This window comes from Turicibacter sp. (assembly GCF_017941855.1).
Classification (GTDB): domain Bacteria; phylum Bacillota_I; class Bacilli_A; order MOL361; family Turicibacteraceae; genus Turicibacter; species Turicibacter sanguinis.
Genome location: NZ_JAGAVR010000112.1, coordinates 1 through 15,878 on the forward strand (window position 1 = coordinate 1; position 15,878 = coordinate 15,878).

19 protein-coding genes are annotated in these 15,878 nt (G+C 35.0%); 2 read left to right on the forward strand and 17 right to left on the reverse strand.

Features of this window, described 5'->3' with window-relative positions; genetic code table 11:
• Positions 1 to 163: 163 nt before the first annotated feature.
• The 12 genes from ylqF to J6D32_RS12270 form a co-directional block, all read right to left on the reverse strand.
• Positions 164 to 1,036, reverse strand: a complete 873-nt coding sequence (gene ylqF / locus J6D32_RS12215) for a ribosome biogenesis GTPase YlqF (protein ID WP_006783786.1) — start codon at positions 1,034 to 1,036, stop codon at positions 164 to 166.
• 124 nt (positions 1,037 to 1,160) lie between these two features.
• A complete protein-coding gene (gene lepB, locus J6D32_RS12220) occupies positions 1,161 to 1,715 on the reverse strand; it encodes a signal peptidase I (protein WP_006783787.1) in 555 nt (184 codons plus the stop codon).
• Positions 1,716 to 1,932: 217 nt separating this feature from the next.
• Positions 1,933 to 2,283 (reverse strand): 50S ribosomal protein L19, encoded by a 351-nt coding sequence (rplS, locus tag J6D32_RS12225; protein ID WP_006783788.1) that lies wholly within the window; start codon positions 2,281 to 2,283, stop codon positions 1,933 to 1,935.
• A 246-nt stretch (positions 2,284 to 2,529) separates the two neighbouring features.
• Positions 2,530 to 3,264 (reverse strand): tRNA (guanosine(37)-N1)-methyltransferase TrmD, encoded by a 735-nt coding sequence (gene trmD / locus J6D32_RS12230; protein WP_006783789.1) that lies wholly within the window; start codon positions 3,262 to 3,264, stop codon positions 2,530 to 2,532.
• The gene (gene rimM, locus J6D32_RS12235) at positions 3,264 to 3,770 is read right to left on the reverse strand and encodes a ribosome maturation factor RimM (RefSeq protein ID WP_006783790.1); all 507 of its coding nucleotides are present in this window, start codon (positions 3,768 to 3,770) and stop codon (positions 3,264 to 3,266) included. The genes trmD and rimM overlap by 1 nt, the downstream gene beginning before the upstream one ends.
• 367 nt (positions 3,771 to 4,137) lie before the next feature.
• Positions 4,138 to 4,422: a (Fe-S)-binding protein gene (locus J6D32_RS12240; protein WP_006783791.1), complete on the reverse strand. Its 285-nt coding sequence runs from the start codon at positions 4,420 to 4,422 to the stop codon at positions 4,138 to 4,140.
• Entirely contained in the window at positions 4,419 to 4,577 is a 159-nt protein-coding gene (locus tag J6D32_RS12245) for a hypothetical protein (protein ID WP_006783792.1), read from the reverse strand. Before J6D32_RS12245 ends, J6D32_RS12240 begins: the two co-directional genes overlap by 4 nt.
• Positions 4,577 to 5,152, reverse strand: a complete 576-nt coding sequence (gene rsxA / locus J6D32_RS12250) for an electron transport complex subunit RsxA (RefSeq protein ID WP_006783793.1) — start codon at positions 5,150 to 5,152, stop codon at positions 4,577 to 4,579. The genes J6D32_RS12245 and rsxA overlap by 1 nt, the downstream gene beginning before the upstream one ends.
• Entirely contained in the window at positions 5,153 to 5,773 is a 621-nt protein-coding gene (gene rsxE, locus J6D32_RS12255; protein ID WP_006783794.1) for an electron transport complex subunit RsxE, read from the reverse strand. It abuts the gene before it with no gap.
• Positions 5,774 to 5,789: 16 nt separating this feature from the next.
• Positions 5,790 to 6,323 carry an RnfABCDGE type electron transport complex subunit G gene (locus J6D32_RS12260; protein ID WP_006783795.1) on the reverse strand — a complete coding sequence of 178 codons (534 nt, stop codon included), beginning with the start codon at positions 6,321 to 6,323 and terminating at the stop codon, positions 5,790 to 5,792.
• Positions 6,324 to 6,339: 16 nt separating this feature from the next.
• Positions 6,340 to 7,428, reverse strand: coding sequence for an RnfABCDGE type electron transport complex subunit D (locus J6D32_RS12265; protein WP_009606240.1), 1,089 nt, complete (start codon positions 7,426 to 7,428; stop codon positions 6,340 to 6,342).
• A 17-nt stretch (positions 7,429 to 7,445) separates the two neighbouring features.
• Positions 7,446 to 8,834, reverse strand: coding sequence for an RnfC family protein (locus J6D32_RS12270; protein ID WP_009606231.1), 1,389 nt, complete (start codon positions 8,832 to 8,834; stop codon positions 7,446 to 7,448).
• 437 nt (positions 8,835 to 9,271) lie between these two features.
• Here J6D32_RS12270 and J6D32_RS12275 point away from each other — a divergent pair, with 437 nt between their 5' ends.
• A complete protein-coding gene (locus J6D32_RS12275; RefSeq protein WP_006783798.1) occupies positions 9,272 to 9,946 on the forward strand; it encodes a CPBP family intramembrane glutamic endopeptidase in 675 nt (224 codons plus the stop codon).
• A 44-nt stretch (positions 9,947 to 9,990) separates the two neighbouring features.
• On the opposite strand, the gene feoB is transcribed toward J6D32_RS12275, so the two are convergent.
• Positions 9,991 to 11,982: a ferrous iron transport protein B gene (feoB, locus tag J6D32_RS12280; RefSeq protein ID WP_006783799.1), complete on the reverse strand. Its 1,992-nt coding sequence runs from the start codon at positions 11,980 to 11,982 to the stop codon at positions 9,991 to 9,993.
• 22 nt (positions 11,983 to 12,004) lie between these two features.
• Positions 12,005 to 12,235 carry a FeoA family protein gene (locus tag J6D32_RS12285; protein ID WP_006783800.1) on the reverse strand — a complete coding sequence of 77 codons (231 nt, stop codon included), beginning with the start codon at positions 12,233 to 12,235 and terminating at the stop codon, positions 12,005 to 12,007.
• Positions 12,236 to 12,393: 158 nt separating this feature from the next.
• Here J6D32_RS12285 and J6D32_RS12290 point away from each other — a divergent pair, with 158 nt between their 5' ends.
• Positions 12,394 to 13,518, forward strand: coding sequence for a nucleoside recognition domain-containing protein (locus J6D32_RS12290; RefSeq protein ID WP_129821790.1), 1,125 nt, complete (start codon positions 12,394 to 12,396; stop codon positions 13,516 to 13,518).
• A 25-nt stretch (positions 13,519 to 13,543) separates the two neighbouring features.
• Here the strand turns inward: J6D32_RS12290 and J6D32_RS12295 are convergent, their stop codons facing one another.
• The 3 genes from J6D32_RS12295 to rsmD all read right to left on the reverse strand — a co-directional run bounded on the left by J6D32_RS12295 (position 13,544) and on the right by rsmD (position 15,143).
• Positions 13,544 to 13,843, reverse strand: a complete 300-nt coding sequence (locus J6D32_RS12295) for a cytochrome b5-like heme/steroid binding domain-containing protein (protein ID WP_006783802.1) — start codon at positions 13,841 to 13,843, stop codon at positions 13,544 to 13,546.
• A 227-nt stretch (positions 13,844 to 14,070) separates the two neighbouring features.
• Entirely contained in the window at positions 14,071 to 14,556 is a 486-nt protein-coding gene (gene coaD / locus J6D32_RS12300; RefSeq protein ID WP_006783803.1) for a pantetheine-phosphate adenylyltransferase, read from the reverse strand.
• A 35-nt stretch (positions 14,557 to 14,591) separates the two neighbouring features.
• Complete coding sequence (gene rsmD, locus J6D32_RS12305; RefSeq protein WP_006783804.1) at positions 14,592 to 15,143, reverse strand: 16S rRNA (guanine(966)-N(2))-methyltransferase RsmD; 552 nt, start codon at positions 15,141 to 15,143, stop codon at positions 14,592 to 14,594.
• Between the last annotated feature and the right edge of the window lie 735 nt (positions 15,144 to 15,878).

Here is a 15,878-nt window from a genome sequence, read left to right on the forward strand (position 1 = left end):
ATAAAAAGAGAATGAATTCCTAATCTTAGAACTCATTCTCTTTCTATCTAGACAGAAGTATTTTTAAAATTAGACTTCATCCTGAAGCCTTGTTACAAATAAAGCACACTTTAATTCAAATAAAAGCTTCCCAAGTCCGAAAACTTATCTAAATTTTTATCCTTTATTCACTGACCGTTTCTTGATTTAAATCTTTTGGACATTCAAATGATAGTCGTCCTAATTTTAGGCTACGAATTTCACGTAATAAAATTTCATAAACTTTATCATAGTCAACAATTCCACCTGATTGCAAGAACCCACGTTTCGTTCCAATTTCCTCTAGAACCGCTACTTTATCTTCGAAGTTCCCACTTAAATGGTAACGTTCAATTAGGCGCTGTGGATAATGTTGAATTAAATAGTCTAACGCATATAAAATAATATGATCAAGGGTTAAAATCGTATCCTTAATTGCACCCGTTACTGCTAAATTATAACCCACACGTTTTTCTTCAAATTTAGGCCATAACACTCCTGGTGTATCTAATAACTCTAGCTCTTGTCCAACTTTCACCCATTGTTGAGCTTTTGTAACTCCCGGACGGTCTCCAGTCTGAGCCGCTTTACGTTTAGCTAAATTGTTCATCAACGTTGACTTTCCAACATTTGGGATACCTAAAATCATCGCACGAACTGGGCGAGGACGTAATCCTTTCGCTTTTTCTTTAGCGAATTTTTCCTTTAAAATTTCTTTTGATGCCTCTGTTATTTGCTTAATCGCATTTTGGTGAAGAGCATCAATCGTAATTGCAGGTTGACCTTGCTCTTTGAAATAATTAAGCCACTGTTGTGTGACATTAGGATCAGCCATGTCCACTTTATTTAAAATGATTAATTTTGGTTTATGTTTAATAATTTCATTCATCATTGGATTACTTGATGAATACGGAATTCGTGCATCTAGTAATTCAAACACAATATCCACTAATTGTAATTTTTCTTGAATTTGACGGCGAGCTTTGGCCATATGCCCTGGAAACCATTGTACTGTCATCTTGTCACTCCCTAAGCTGTATTTTAACCTATCATCATAGGTTTTTAAGCTTTAAAACTTTAATTAATTTCGTTTACTTCTACTATTATAACTTAAAAAATCCAAAATTTCGACCAAAGTTTGATTACTCAACTTTACCAAAATGTGATAAAGGCCATTGAATCCAGGTCGCTTTACCAAGGATTTGATCTTCACTAATCAAACCAATATGACGACTATCTTTACTATGTGGACGATTATCGCCAAGTACTAAATAATAGCCTTCTGGAATCACATCGCAAGGATCAAACTGACAAATTTCTTGTAAGGTGAAATCAAATGTAAAATCATCCACATATGATATGATTTCTTTTCCTGCCTCTAAAAAAGGTTCGGCTATAGGTTGATTATCAATATAAAGCTGATCATCTTCATAACGGACGGTTTGTCCTGGTAATCCAATCACACGTTTAACATAGTAAACATCTGGCGAATATTCAAATACGATAACATCAAAGGCTTTGGGTTTATAATTAAATTCCCATAAAATAACTGAGTCTTCATGGTGTAAGGTTGGATACATAGAAGGCCCATCTACTTTTACAGGTGTAAAAACATACTTATGAACAAGTGTTACGATAATAAAAATAATAACAAATGTTTTTACCCAATCAAATATCTCTAGTAATACTTTTTTCATTCCTTTCACTCCACACGTTTATTTTGTATCGTCAGTTCTCTCAAACGATTTAAAAATAAAAATTTTGCTACTTTTTATTATACGCCTTCTTAACTGGACACATTCAGTTTAATGTTAATTTTACCATAAAGTTGAAGTTTTTCATAAAAAAAGATGCCCTAAAACAAGGTTTTTAGGACATCTTCGTTGCAATTGAGGTAATTGTTTTAAACTAAAACTATCGACGCTCTTTAATACGAGCAGCTTTAGCTGATAAGCTACGGATGTAGTTAAGTTTTGCACGACGAACTTTACCACGACGAGTAACTTCGATTTTTTCGATAACTGGTGAATGTAATGGGAATGTACGCTCAACACCACATCCGAAAGATACTTTACGAACTGTGAATGTTCCACTGATTCCTTTTCCATTTTGACGTTTTAAAACTAAACCTTCGAATGCCTGAATACGCTCACGGTTACCCTCTTTGATACGTACGCTTACACGAACGTTATCTCCTGCGCGGAATTCTGGTAAGTCAGTTTTTAAATAAGATTGTGTTAATTCATTGATTAATTGTTGACTCATTTGTCTACACGCTCCTTCATCGCAAATTCATTCAGTTAGCCTTCTAACTCAGCGGAATTTGGTGTTTATGCTCCAATGGCACGTCATGAATCATATCATAAACAACTCTTCAATTCAATCTTTTTTTATAAATATTTTTCAAAAAAGGTTGTTTTTTCGAGGGCACCTGACGAGCTTAGACCACATTTTTCTACAATATGCAAAACTTGTCTTCGGCTAATAAAAAAAGATAGCGTCGGCTATCTCTTATTTCTCATTTTCAAACTTTTCAATGATTTTTTGATCGGCTTCACTCAATTCGTGATGCTTTAATAAATCAGGACGACGAGACCACGTACGATAAAGGGATTGTTCATGACGCCACTTTTCAATCTCTTTATGATTCCCTGACATTAAAACAGGCGGAACTGTCATTCCTCTAAAATCAACCGGACGGGTATACTGTGGAAACTCTAGTAATCCCATTGAAAATGAATCATTTTCATGAGATTCCTGTTTTCCTAACACATCAGGAAGCAGACGAACAATGGCATCTGTCATCACCATCGAAGCAAGTTCACCACCTGTTAACACATAATCACCAAGTGATAATTCATCAGTCACTAAATGTTCTCGAATTCGTTCATCAAAGCCTTCATAATGACCACAAATAAAAATCAGATGCTCCTCTTTTGATAATTCTTCTGCTTTCGCTTGAGTAAAAGGCTCTCCCTGAGGACACATCAAAATAATACGAGGATTCGCGCTACTATTTTGACACACTGATTCAACCGCATCAAAAATCGGTTGAGGCGCTAAAAGCATTCCCGCTCCACCACCATACGGATAATCATCTACTTTTTTATGTTTGTTTTGTGAAAAATCACGGAAATTCACTGTATTTAGTGTCACAGCTCCACGATCTTGGGCACGTTTTAAAATGGAACCATTAAAAACTCCTGAAAACATTTCAGGAAATAAAGTTAAGACATCAATCTTCATTATAATAATCCTTCTAATACTTCAATGATAACTTCTTTGGCTTCAACATCAACCGATTTAACCACATCTTCGATGTATGGAATTAACGCATCTTTTTGACCTTTACGCTTAACCACCCAAACATCATTCGCACCTGTTTCTAAAATTTCAGTAATTTCTCCGATTTCTTCACCTGTTGTTGCTTTAACTGTGCATCCAATGATCTCAAAATAATAAAACTCATTTTCATCTAAATCATCTAAATTTTCAGCCGATACTAATAAATCACAACCTTTATATTTTTCAACATCATTAATCGAATTTAAATGTTTAAATTTTAATAAGTCTGCGCCTTTATGTTCACGATGCGTCGCAACTATAACTTCGATGTACTCACCATTAAACTCAATAAACAACTGACTTCCTTTTTTAAAACGTTCCTCTTTAAAATCACTATTTGAAACAACCTTAACCTCACCTTGTAAGGCATGCGTGTTTACAATTTTACCAACTTGTAAAAATTCCACAATAAAAACCTCCTATAAAAAGTGCCAATTAAAATCAAATCGACTTAACTCGCAACCTTTCAACAACATCTATCTTTATTATGGTAATACAAAAAACAATTTTATACAATAAAAAGGTGGAGAAGAACGTTTAACTCCGAACAAAAGTTAACAGACATCTCCGCCTCGCCTTTTGAGGTGTTAGGTGGATGGAACTTTATGGAGGAGTTGTTCTTCGAAACTAGATTAAATAAAAAGGCGGGGCCCCACACGTTTTTATTCCTCCTTTGGTGGGGTAATAAGAAGAACGTTTAACTCCGAACAAAAAATAGAGATCTATTATTTGAAAAAGCCCCATCGCATCAACAAAAGCGAAGGGGCTTTTTTGTTATCCTTTATTTTCTTTTAAAAATTCATTAATTTTAGCTTTAGCATCTGCACTACATGGTTTACATGAGTTAACGGTACCTCCATTTTCAATGATGTCTTCTGCTAAACCAGAACAACCAGGAAATCCACATGAACCACAGTTATATCCCGGTAACATTGCAATTAACTTTTCAATTCGCGGATCAACTTCAACTTTTAAATAAAGGTTCGCCAACCCAAGCAGTCCGCCAAGTACTAATCCTAAACCTCCAATGACTATAATAGGAACTAAAATCGCACTCACTCTTCTCCCCCCTTATAATGAGAACAAGTATGATTCGAACAACGATGACAAGACGTCTGTTCGTTTATTGTAATTGGAGCTTCGGTTCTTTTATTCATGACGTATGTCCACATAAAAATGCTCACCAAGACAACAAATAAAACAATCGGCGCCATCAAACAATCCCTCCAAATCCCATGAAGATGATTGACATAATCGAGGCTGTAATTAAAGCAATCGGAACCCCTCTTAACGCTTCTGGAATTGGAGCAAGTTCTAATCGTTCACGAATCACAGAAAATAAATAAATAACTAACGTAAATCCAAGTGCTGAAAATAAGCTAAACACAATGGTTTCTATTAAGTTATACTGATTATCAATCGATAACACGGCAATTCCAAGAACAGCGCAGTTAGTCGTAATAAGTGGTAAATAAACTCCCAGTAACTTATAAAGTTTCGGTGAAAACTTCTTAACTACCATCTCAACGAACTGAACTAAAGAAGAGATAACTAAAATAAACGTGATGGTTCTCATGTACGTCATATCACAAGGCACTAAAATATATTCATAAACAAGCCATGAAACACTTGATGAAACGACCATAACAAACGTGACAGCCAATCCCATCCCGATTGCAGACTCTGTCTTTTTAGAAACTCCAATGAAGGGACAGATTCCAAAAAACTGAGATAAAATAACGTTTTGAACCAGTAATGCAGTCAATGCAATTGGAACTAAAGTTTCCATCTACGCCTTCACCTCCTGTTTCACTCTTTTTTTTGATTGAGAGATCCGATATTGATTCATGATTCCAATAATTAATCCAAGTGCCAAAAAAGCACCCGCTGGATAAATAAAGATTGGAATACTAATCGACTCGGGTAAAAATTGAACGCCAAATAAACTTCCTGCACCGATTAATTCACGGAAACTTGCCAATACACAAAGTCCAAGCGTAAATCCAAACCCCATTCCAAGTGCATCAAAAATAGAATCAATCACCTTGTTTTTACTTGCAAAGCTTTCAGCACGTCCGAGAATAATACAATTCACGACAATTAATGGAATAAAAATTCCAAGCCTTGCAGCAAGTGATGGAACATACGCGTTTAAAAGCATCTCAAGGATTGTCACACCTGTTGAAATAATCACAATAAAAACAGGAATTCGAACTTCATCTGGTACTAATTTTCTAATTGACGACACGACAATATTTGAAAAAAGTAACACAAAAACAACACTTAACCCCATCCCAAGTGCATTTTGCAAAGATGTCGTGACACCAAGCGAAGGACACATTCCAAGTAATAAAACAAATAACGGATTCTCAGTGATGAGACCCCGCTTCAAAATTTCCTTCTTCGTCATCCTCTTCCCCCCAATTCTAATGTTTTAAAAAATGTGCATTCGCCTCATCAATCGCCTTCTTAACCGCTGAACTCGTAATCGTCGCGCCTGATAATGTATCAATACTCATGCCATCCACCGGTTTATTTAATATCTGAGATAAAAACTCATCCTCTTTCACCCGACTCCCAAATCCAGGCGTCTCACTAAATGTTCCAATATAGCGGAGATTAATCAATTCCTTTGTCTTTAAATCATAGGCTACGAACATTTGAATATCGCCCCCATAACCTTTCGTCGCTAATTCATAAATTCGGCCCATGCAATCATTATCTTGATCATAAATATTATAAATCACCTGAATCGCTTTAAACTCTTCCGATTCCGATGTATCTGACTCTTCAAAACGCGTCATACTCGGAAAAAAATCTAATATAGTGGCCTCTTTTTCCGCTTTTTCACGCTCACTGATAATAGGGGCTGTCATCGTATTCACACTCGCAATTAATCCTGCACAAATAATTCCAATAACGGCCAAAAAACAAGCTAAATAGATTGGTTTTTTTACCACAACGTCTCACCTCACTTTAAATCATGATTCCAATTAAGACAGCAATACCAATAACAATCAAAAAGCTAACTAACCAAAAACAAATTTCTCCTCGTTTAAGTGGAAGATTCATTCGTCCCATAAATCCTCGGTCAATGACAGGTTTAAATAAATTCATGATTAAAATAGAGAAAAACACACCTTCTGGGTAATTTCCAAGCAGTCTGATGATGACCGTTAAGATTCCAAGTGCCATTCCAAAAAACACTTTCCCTTTTCTAGAAACGGGTGAGGTCACTAAGTCAGTTGCCATAAACGCAGCTCCAAATAAAATGCCTCCACTTAAAAGATGAAACAACGGATACCAAATCCCAGCCACTCCATTCATTGCTCCAACTATCCATGTCATGAAAAAGACGGTTCCTAAATAAAAGGCAGGAATTCGCCAATCAATAATTCGACGAACCACTAAATAAATCATGGCTATGATAATAGCAAATGAAATACTCTCCCCAATTGCTCCACCATAAGTCCCCATTAACAAACCGACTAGTCCACCATATGGAGCCGTTAATTGTTCATACGTCCCAATATATTGATTTTGCGCCAAATGCACCAGAGGAGTCACCGAGGTAACGGCATCAACTTGTGTTAAAGTTGTCGTTAATAATCCTCCAAATGAAATCGTGACCAAGGCACGACCAACCAGTGCTGGATTAAACGGGTTATAACCAACGCCCCCAAACACTAACTTTCCAAGCCAAACACTGACACAAGAACCAATCGCAACGACCATTAAAGGAGTTCCAATCGGCAAACAAAGAGCTAATAAAATAGCGGTAATAAGTGAATACGATTTTACAATTAGCGTTAACCATTCATAAACATCTTTAAATCGACGACCACATGCAAAGAAAATGGTTTCGGTTAAAATAGCAGATATTATTGAAACGAGTAACATCCATATAGCTTTTAGGGCATAGGCACCTCCAAAGGTATAACCATAAACGCTAATTGCAATTAAACTAATCACACCTAAAACGGCACTAAATTCATACATAATCTGTTGTGTACTACTTCGACTATGTAAGTGTGGCGTTGGTGACCATTTTGCGATTTTTGCCATGTTCTTCTCTTCCCCTCTTATTTTAAAATTCGTTTGGCTCGTCGCACAAACTCTGTCACTTCAATATGCGATGGACAAACATACGTACACATCCCGCATTCTACGCAAGATTTCGCATTTAACTTAGTGAGACGCTCTTTATCTTTAAGTTTAGCCATATCCTTAATCAAAACAGGTTGTAATCCCGTTGGACAATGATCAGTACAACGACCGCAACTCACACACGGTTGTTCATCTTTTTCCATGATGACCTCTTTTTTATAGTTCGGCCATAAAATATCCTTAATTCGGTCAAAGCCTTTATCGGGCCCCTCTTTTTTCTTCGTTGGTAATACCACAATTCCATTAACCCCACGTGATATGACAAAATCATCACTTCTCATCACGCCACCCATCATCGGTCCCCCAACAATGATTTTAATTTCATCTGCATCATCAATATACCCTCCGGCTAATTGAATTAACTCTTTAGCCGGCGTTCCAATTCGGACATAGTAAAGTCCTGGACGTTTAATCCCTTCTCCAGAAACTGTGACTAGTCGGCGAATAAATGGCCGATTATCACGAACAGCAAATGAAGTCGCAATAGCCGTTCCAACATTTGAAACAGTAAATCCAAGTTCTGAAGGTAAGCGATCATACTCTCGACCTGTAATCGTTTTAATCAAGACTTTCTCCCAGCCGAGTGGATAAGCATCTGGTACCTCGTAAACAGAAATTTGATCTCGAACTTGATACTCATCAATCTTTTGCTCTAAAAAAGCTTTTAATTTCTTTTTCCCTTTCTTAATGGCAATGATTCCTTTTTTAACATCTGCTGCTTTCATTAAAAATGAAATTCCATCAAAGAACCGTTCTGGTTGATCAAACATAAAATGATAATCTGTTGTTAAATACGGTTCACATTCAACACCATTAATTAAAACAGTATGGATTCCTTCTGGATTTAAGTATTTAATATACGTTGAAAATCCGCTACCTCCAAGCCCGACAACCCCATTTTTACGGATCATCTCCACAATGTCTTCTCGACTTAAAACACTTGAATCAGCGGGTGGTACACAGCTTGGATCCATTTCATATTTAAAATCATTTTGAATTTTAACACACAACACTTGTTTTCCACTTCGATGCCATTTCTTTTCAATCGCAACAACATCTCCACTAATACTTGCATGCATTGGAATGTTAATCCCATCCGTTCGATGACCCACTTCAGTTCCTACATACACATGATCTCCCACTTCAACAATGGCTTTACAATTTAAACTTGTATGATTAGTCAGTGGAATATAAACAAAATTTGAATTATTGTATTCCATGACATCCACAGTTAAAGCTAACTCTTTTTTTCCCGGAATATGAGTATAAGGATCCGGTTTTAAAATCCGATCAATCACCCTCATGTTTTATCCTCCTCAAATAAAGCTCCTGATGAGCATAACGCCCCTCTAACACACTATATTTTTAAAAATGAAAAGTTATTATACCCTTAGGCGGATAATTTGCATTTTGACTTAAAAAGTTCACTCTCTTTCGCAAATATCTTATCACTCCTCTGATTCTTTTGGCTAAAATAGCCACTCATTTCACTCATTCTGACCTACTGTTTGTGAAAAAAACTCTAAATCCCCTCATCCGGTATTTGAAATTTTCTAAATTAGTTAAGTTGTCATATTTTGAAAAGTTGTGTGATTGCACCTGAAGGAAAATCCATTCTTTTTATGAATCATCATATATTTTCACCTCTCAAAACATAGACTGAATCAAGACCCGAACAGTTTCTTTTTAAAATTCGGTATGCTATAATAATCCATAATTAAAACATTTTTGGAGGTGTCAGATGAATTTACGTCAATCTAAATCCGTTTTACTCATTTTTTCATACGTATTTGTGATGTTTTTACTACCATACGTCACGCTATATGGAATTTCAGCTCTATTTAATATCTCAGATCCAATTGCTTTACAAGTTTATACGAATCTTGTTTCCTATCTAGTTTTAGTCGCGATTACATTATTATTGTTTGGAAAAGAATTATTAACTGAATTAAAGGAAATCAAATCCACTGGAAAATATCTTCGTGCTGTTTTAGTGGGGTGGATTATTTTATGGGGTTGCTCCATTTTAGCAAATTTAATCGTGATGGCGATCACGCAATCTGAGGAATCATCAGTCAATCAACAAGTCATTGAACAATGTATGAACATCTATCCAGTGTTGATGGGAATCACAACCGTCTTATTTGCCCCATTAGTCGAAGAAGTCGTGTTCCGTTATACGATTATGAAAGGTTTCTTAAATCGTCCATGGATTGGCATTGCCCTCAGTAGTTTCTTATTTGGAATGATTCACGTTATTTCCGCAGGTGATTTTATTTATGCTATTCCTTATATTGCCATGGGATTTGCTCTTGGATATGCGTACTATAAAAATCAAAACATCTGGTATTCTATCGGCGTTCATTTATTCCAAAACTTATTTTCAACCATCATCTTAATTTCATCAATGCAATAAAAAAAGCACTGAAACTTACAGTTTCAGTGCTTTTTTACTTCAGTTTAAAATATAAAATGACCTATTTGATAAAAGACAAACGTCACAACATAAGCCACAATCAATCCAAAGCCAACCATCATCATCGTCGTCTTCGCTGATTTTGTTTCTTGATACATTACCCCAACGGTCGATAAACATGGGATGTAAAGGAGTGAGAACACTAAGAAAGAAAATGCTTGAAGTGGCGTAAATAAGTTCATTAGTCCCGCTTCACCACCACAGATAATAAGCATAGATGAAGCCACAAGTTCTTTGGCTAAGAATCCGACCACTAAACTACTCGCAGCTTGCCAAGTTCCAAATCCAAGAGGTAAAAACAAAGGAGCTAAGACACCACCGAGTATCGCTAAATAACTCTCGTCACCTGAAACATGTAGGCCGGCTGGCCCCATCTCATTTAAGATCCACATAATAATTGAACCTAAAATAATAAATTTCCCTGCAGTATGTAAGAAGTCACTTCCACGATTTAACGTTTGATTTAATAAATTTTTAAATTGTGGCACACGATACGGTGGAATTTCTAAAATAAAATTCGTTTCTGTTTTCTTAAACATCGAGACCGATAATAATTTAGCACTTAATAAAGCGATGATAATGCCTAGTAAATAAAGGGCCATGATAATTAACGACTGAAAACGACTAAAAAACATTCCCACGAATAAAACATAAACCGGTAAACGAGCTGAACATGACATAAATGGAATAATCATCATCGTTTTAATACGTTCTGAACGATCTGGAATCGTACGAGTCGCCATAATAGCGGGAACGTTACATCCAAATCCTGTGACTAAGGGAACAATGGCTTTTCCATTTAATCCAAAGCGAGAGAAAATATAATCCATCACAATCGCCACACGTGCCATGTAACCTGTTGCCTCCATTAACGATAAACAGAAGAACAAAATTAAAATTTGAGGTAAGAATATAATCACACCACCAACCCCAGCTACAAGACCATCTATTATGGCACCGTAAATAAATCCATCAGGTGAGGCCCCTAGCATCACTAATAAATTCTCGATTTGTGGGATAATCCAATCATTTAAAACGCCATCAAATCCATCCGAAATACGATTTCCAACTAAATCAAATGTAATCGAATAAATGAGAAGCATAAAAATAAAGAAGATGATAGCTCCCCAAATTGGATGCGTTAAAATGCGATCAACACTCGTTAACTTCGGCTTCACATCCGGTTGAAACCCTGGAATTACTTCCATCGATTCTTGATATACCTTATAAATAAACTCACGTCGTTTATTAAAAATGGCTCCTTTTAATGATAGGGCAATTTCTTTTTCGATAATGATTTGCTCTGTTTTAGCAACCACCTGTCGAATCTCATCCGCATGTGATAAAGATAAATGACTAAAAATCCCTTCATTTCCTTCTAAAATTTGAATCGCAATCCAACGTGAATCCAAATGAGTAGGTGTTGAATCAAGTAACGCACTAATTTTACTAATCGCACTCTCAACTTCCACACCATAATACAAATTAAAGGCTACCTTTGAACTTGATGTAGGTAACACGCTAATTAAGTCATCCATTCCTTGATTTTTACGGGCGGAAATTAATGAAATTGGCACACCAATCAACGCTTGTAACTTTTCTACATTTAATTGCAATCCTTTTCTATTTAAGGCATCCATCATATTCATCGCAATGGTCATTGGAACGCCAGCTTCTAACAACTGAATCGTCAAATGTAAATTACGCTTTAAGTGTGTGGCATCTACAATATTTAAAAATCCATTGTAATCTTCATTTAAAATGGCAAATGTCACAACTCCCTCGTCTTCACTACTTGGAGTCACACTATAAGTTCCAGGAAGATCGATTAAAACGTCATCCGTTTTCTTAATACTTCCCTCTAGCTTGTCAACCGTTACCCCACTCCAGTTTCCAACATGAGCATTCGAACCCGTTAAATTATTAAATAAAGTGGTCTTCCCTACATTTGGATTTCCTATTAACATGTATCTCATTTTTTCACCTCTACTCTCATCCTCATGATATTTTTTCTATTTTAATTTTTTTCGCATCTTCAACACGGATGCAAAAATCAACATCTTCGATTGATATATAAAATAATTGTCCAAAGTTTAACACATTCAACATCGTCACTTCAGAACCAATTGAAATCCCTACATCATAAAGACGACGACTAAAACTATCAGAAATCCCATTAAATTCAAGAATGACAGCCGTTTCACCTATTTTTAATGTCGATAAATCCATTCTCTTGGCCCCCTTCTTTTTATTGATAACTATTATCAATAAATATAGTATATCATATGCCAAATTATCTGTCTACTTGTTTAAAAGTTGACTCTTGGCATCAGATTTAATACATATTTGCTTAACTTAAATAATACATTCATTATAGGTGAAGAAAAATGAAAAATATAATGAAATCTGTTGTGTTATTATTATTTCTAGTTTTATTACTGCTTTATCCCGCTCCTATTATTGCCTCGACAAAAACTGGACTCTTAACATGGGCTGAAAAAGTAGTTCCCGCTCTCTTTCCATTCTTTGTGCTCACTCGCTTGATGATTTACTATCAAGTGCCTCAAATGATTGGAAAATTATTCGCACCCATTTTCAAATCGGTTCTTAAAATTTCGCCTTTATCCTTCTTTGTGATGTTCATGAGCTTCATTAGTGGAAATCCATCAGGGCCGAAAATGGCACGTGAGTACTATGATAAGCATCTGATTTCCGAACGAGAGCTAACTGGACTTCTTTATTTTTGTAACTTTTCAAGTCCACTCTTTATCATTGGAACAATCGGAGTTGTCCTTTATCAATCGACACAAATAGGATATCTGTTATTAACGAGTCATCTTCTTGGGTCTATCACTGTTTTTATTCTGTGTTATCCCTATTTTAAGACGACCTCTTCTAAAACACTTAATATCGAATATCCAACACAATCCTTTGCTACTATTTTAATCGACTGTATTGAAAGTAGCATTCAAACCTTATTACGTGTGGGTGGAATTATCGTCTTTTTCTACATTGTCTCAGAAGCTTTTAACATCATTCACTTAATTGAGTGGTTCGATCAACTGTTAGCACCTATTTTATCTTCTATGAACATCAACACGATTGAGCCATTCTTTGCAGGACTGCTCGAGTTTACACAAGGTGTGACAAAAGTTGCCTCAGCTTCTTTCCCATTTAAAACGAAACTGATTTTAACTGCCTTTATTGTGAGCTTTACAGGGCTTTCAATTCACACTCAAACCTTTATGTTCGCTAAAAATTTAAACGTTTCTTACATCAAGTACTTATTCATGCGATGCGTACACGGTATAAGTAGCGCTCTGATCGTCCTATTTGGCTATCAATACCTCGAGCAAACAGATGATGTATTTTTACAAGTCGGATTTCATCCGTTATTCATTCTAAATCCTTTTGTTAAATTAACACTTGGATTCATGATTTCATATCTGATTCTTAAACCTCTACAACTTATCATTCATCAGATGGATCGTTATAAAAAAGCAAAAAGATGAGGGAAAACTCCTTCATCTTTTTGCCTTATTTGTGTTTAATATACCCGACTAAATTTGTTTCGTTCACCAGCATTTTAACTTTTCCTAAGTGACAATCATTAATTTCTGTTTTAACTTCATCAATATATCCAAACTCTTCGTAAAAATCATTCAAACGATCGGTAATATCAAATACTAACCCATTGACAACCACGTAAGTTGGATTTCCATTCTTTCCATTGAAGAAACGATTAATTTCTTCTAACGTGAACACTTGATTAGGATAAATAAGTTTAGAAACAGTGGCACGGTGCGTTTTACCATCATCATAACTTTTTAAAGGCATATGTTCTTTTCCCCTCTCTTGCTATTTCACCTTACTGTTCTTCTCATATAATCTATGAGAGAAATTCATAAATAGATACTGATTTAGCCTAAATAAGTCTTTTGTCGCTAAACATTTCACTATATGAAACCATCGAGTCGATTATTAGCAAATAAGAACAAATGTCTAAAAAAAAGATAAAACCATTGTTCTTAAACGCTGGTTTTATCCATTCATTATTTATTAAATTATTTATTAAATTTTTTCTTTAATGCCTCTTGCACAAACTCAGGAACAAAGCTTGAAACATCTCCACCAAATCTAGCAACTTCTTTTGTCGTAGAGGATGATAAAAACATGTTTTCAGCACGCGTCATTAAAAACACTGTTTCAATATTAGGTTGTAATCGTTTATTCGTCGTTGCAATTTGAAACTCATATTCAAAATCCGTTACCGCTCGTAATCCACGTAAAATCGTTTTAGCACCAAGTTGATTAGCAAAATCAACTACTAACGCATCAGCACAAACAACGACTTCAACACGTTCTAAATGTTTGGTTGCTTTTTTTAACATGTCAACACGTTCCTCGACCGTAAACAATGTTTTTTTATTAATATTTTCAGCAACAGCGATATATAAATAATCAAATAATTCATATCCACGACCAATGATATCTAAATGACCATTGGTAACAGGATCAAACGTTCCTGGATAAATTCCAATCTTTTTCATAACTGCTATTCCTCCACTATCATCCTTACAAAGGATTAATCACGATGATAAATCGTAATGGATGTGATGCCATAAATTTCACGTTTAACTTGTTTGATATCCCCTATCATCTCATGCAATTCATCTTCTTTTAAGCACTCCGCCATAATGATTCCCCCAGATGCTAATAGGTTGTGTTCATTTACAAACTCAATAATCTCATTAATTTTCTGTCCCTTATAAGGTGGATCTAATAAAATTAAATCAAACTGAATGTCTCGCTTGACTAACGCCTTTAACGCTCTAAAATAATCATTACGATAAATTTCGACGCAATCTTCAATTCGTAAATCTTTAACATTTTCTTTAATCGTGTTAATAGCAATCGTTTCTCGATCGACAAAAATGACTTTATCAATTCCTCGACTTAATGACTCGATTCCTAAATTTCCACTTCCACCAAATAAATCAAGAGCGATTCCACCATCAAAATATGGGCCAATAATATTAAAAATACTTTCCTTTACTTTATCAGTCGTTGGTCGAGTATTCGTACCTTTTACTGCTTTGATGCTTCTTCCTTTTAATGTTCCGGCTACGACTCGCATTTTATCACTTCCTAATATTTTTCTATTTTATCTCATTATTAAAATGTAATTGAACTTATCATCTTTTATTATCTGGAGTAACTCCATCATGACTAGCGGGAAAGTTCATTAAAAATGTCTAGTTACAGTTAGCGCTCTATCTTAATCTCTCTTACTATTAATGTTAAGAATTATCTAACTCAAACTTTTAATCTGACGAATACTCTTTTAATTTTAATGTTAGAAGGTCGAAAAATCAACAAAATATATTTCTTTAAATCTATTGCGATCAATTCACTTCTATCTTTTCAATAAAGTTTACTAATTTTATAGTATTTTAAAATCCTAATGTTTTAATTAAAACACCTTTTTAATGATCATCTTCAAACTATTACGATTGCATCGATTTCCAATGACAGAGTTTTTAATCTGAATAACTTCAATTCATATTCCCTTTATCAAAAATATAATTTGGAAAAATTATATAAAATTAGCTTAAATACCATAAAAAAGATATTTACGTATAATTTCAGCTTGTTTACGTTAAATAATCTCAAACTTAATATTAACGTGATATATTAAAAGTGATTTGAAAAGCAAAGTATAATTGCTAGGAATAAATAAAAAACTGGACCAATTAACCTTTCTATACCAAAGACTGATTAGTCTATCCAACAAGAATGTTAATTTATGTGCTTTTATTTCCCCTTTAATGCATCTATTAAAGATTTTTAGCAAATGTATATTTACTCTCAT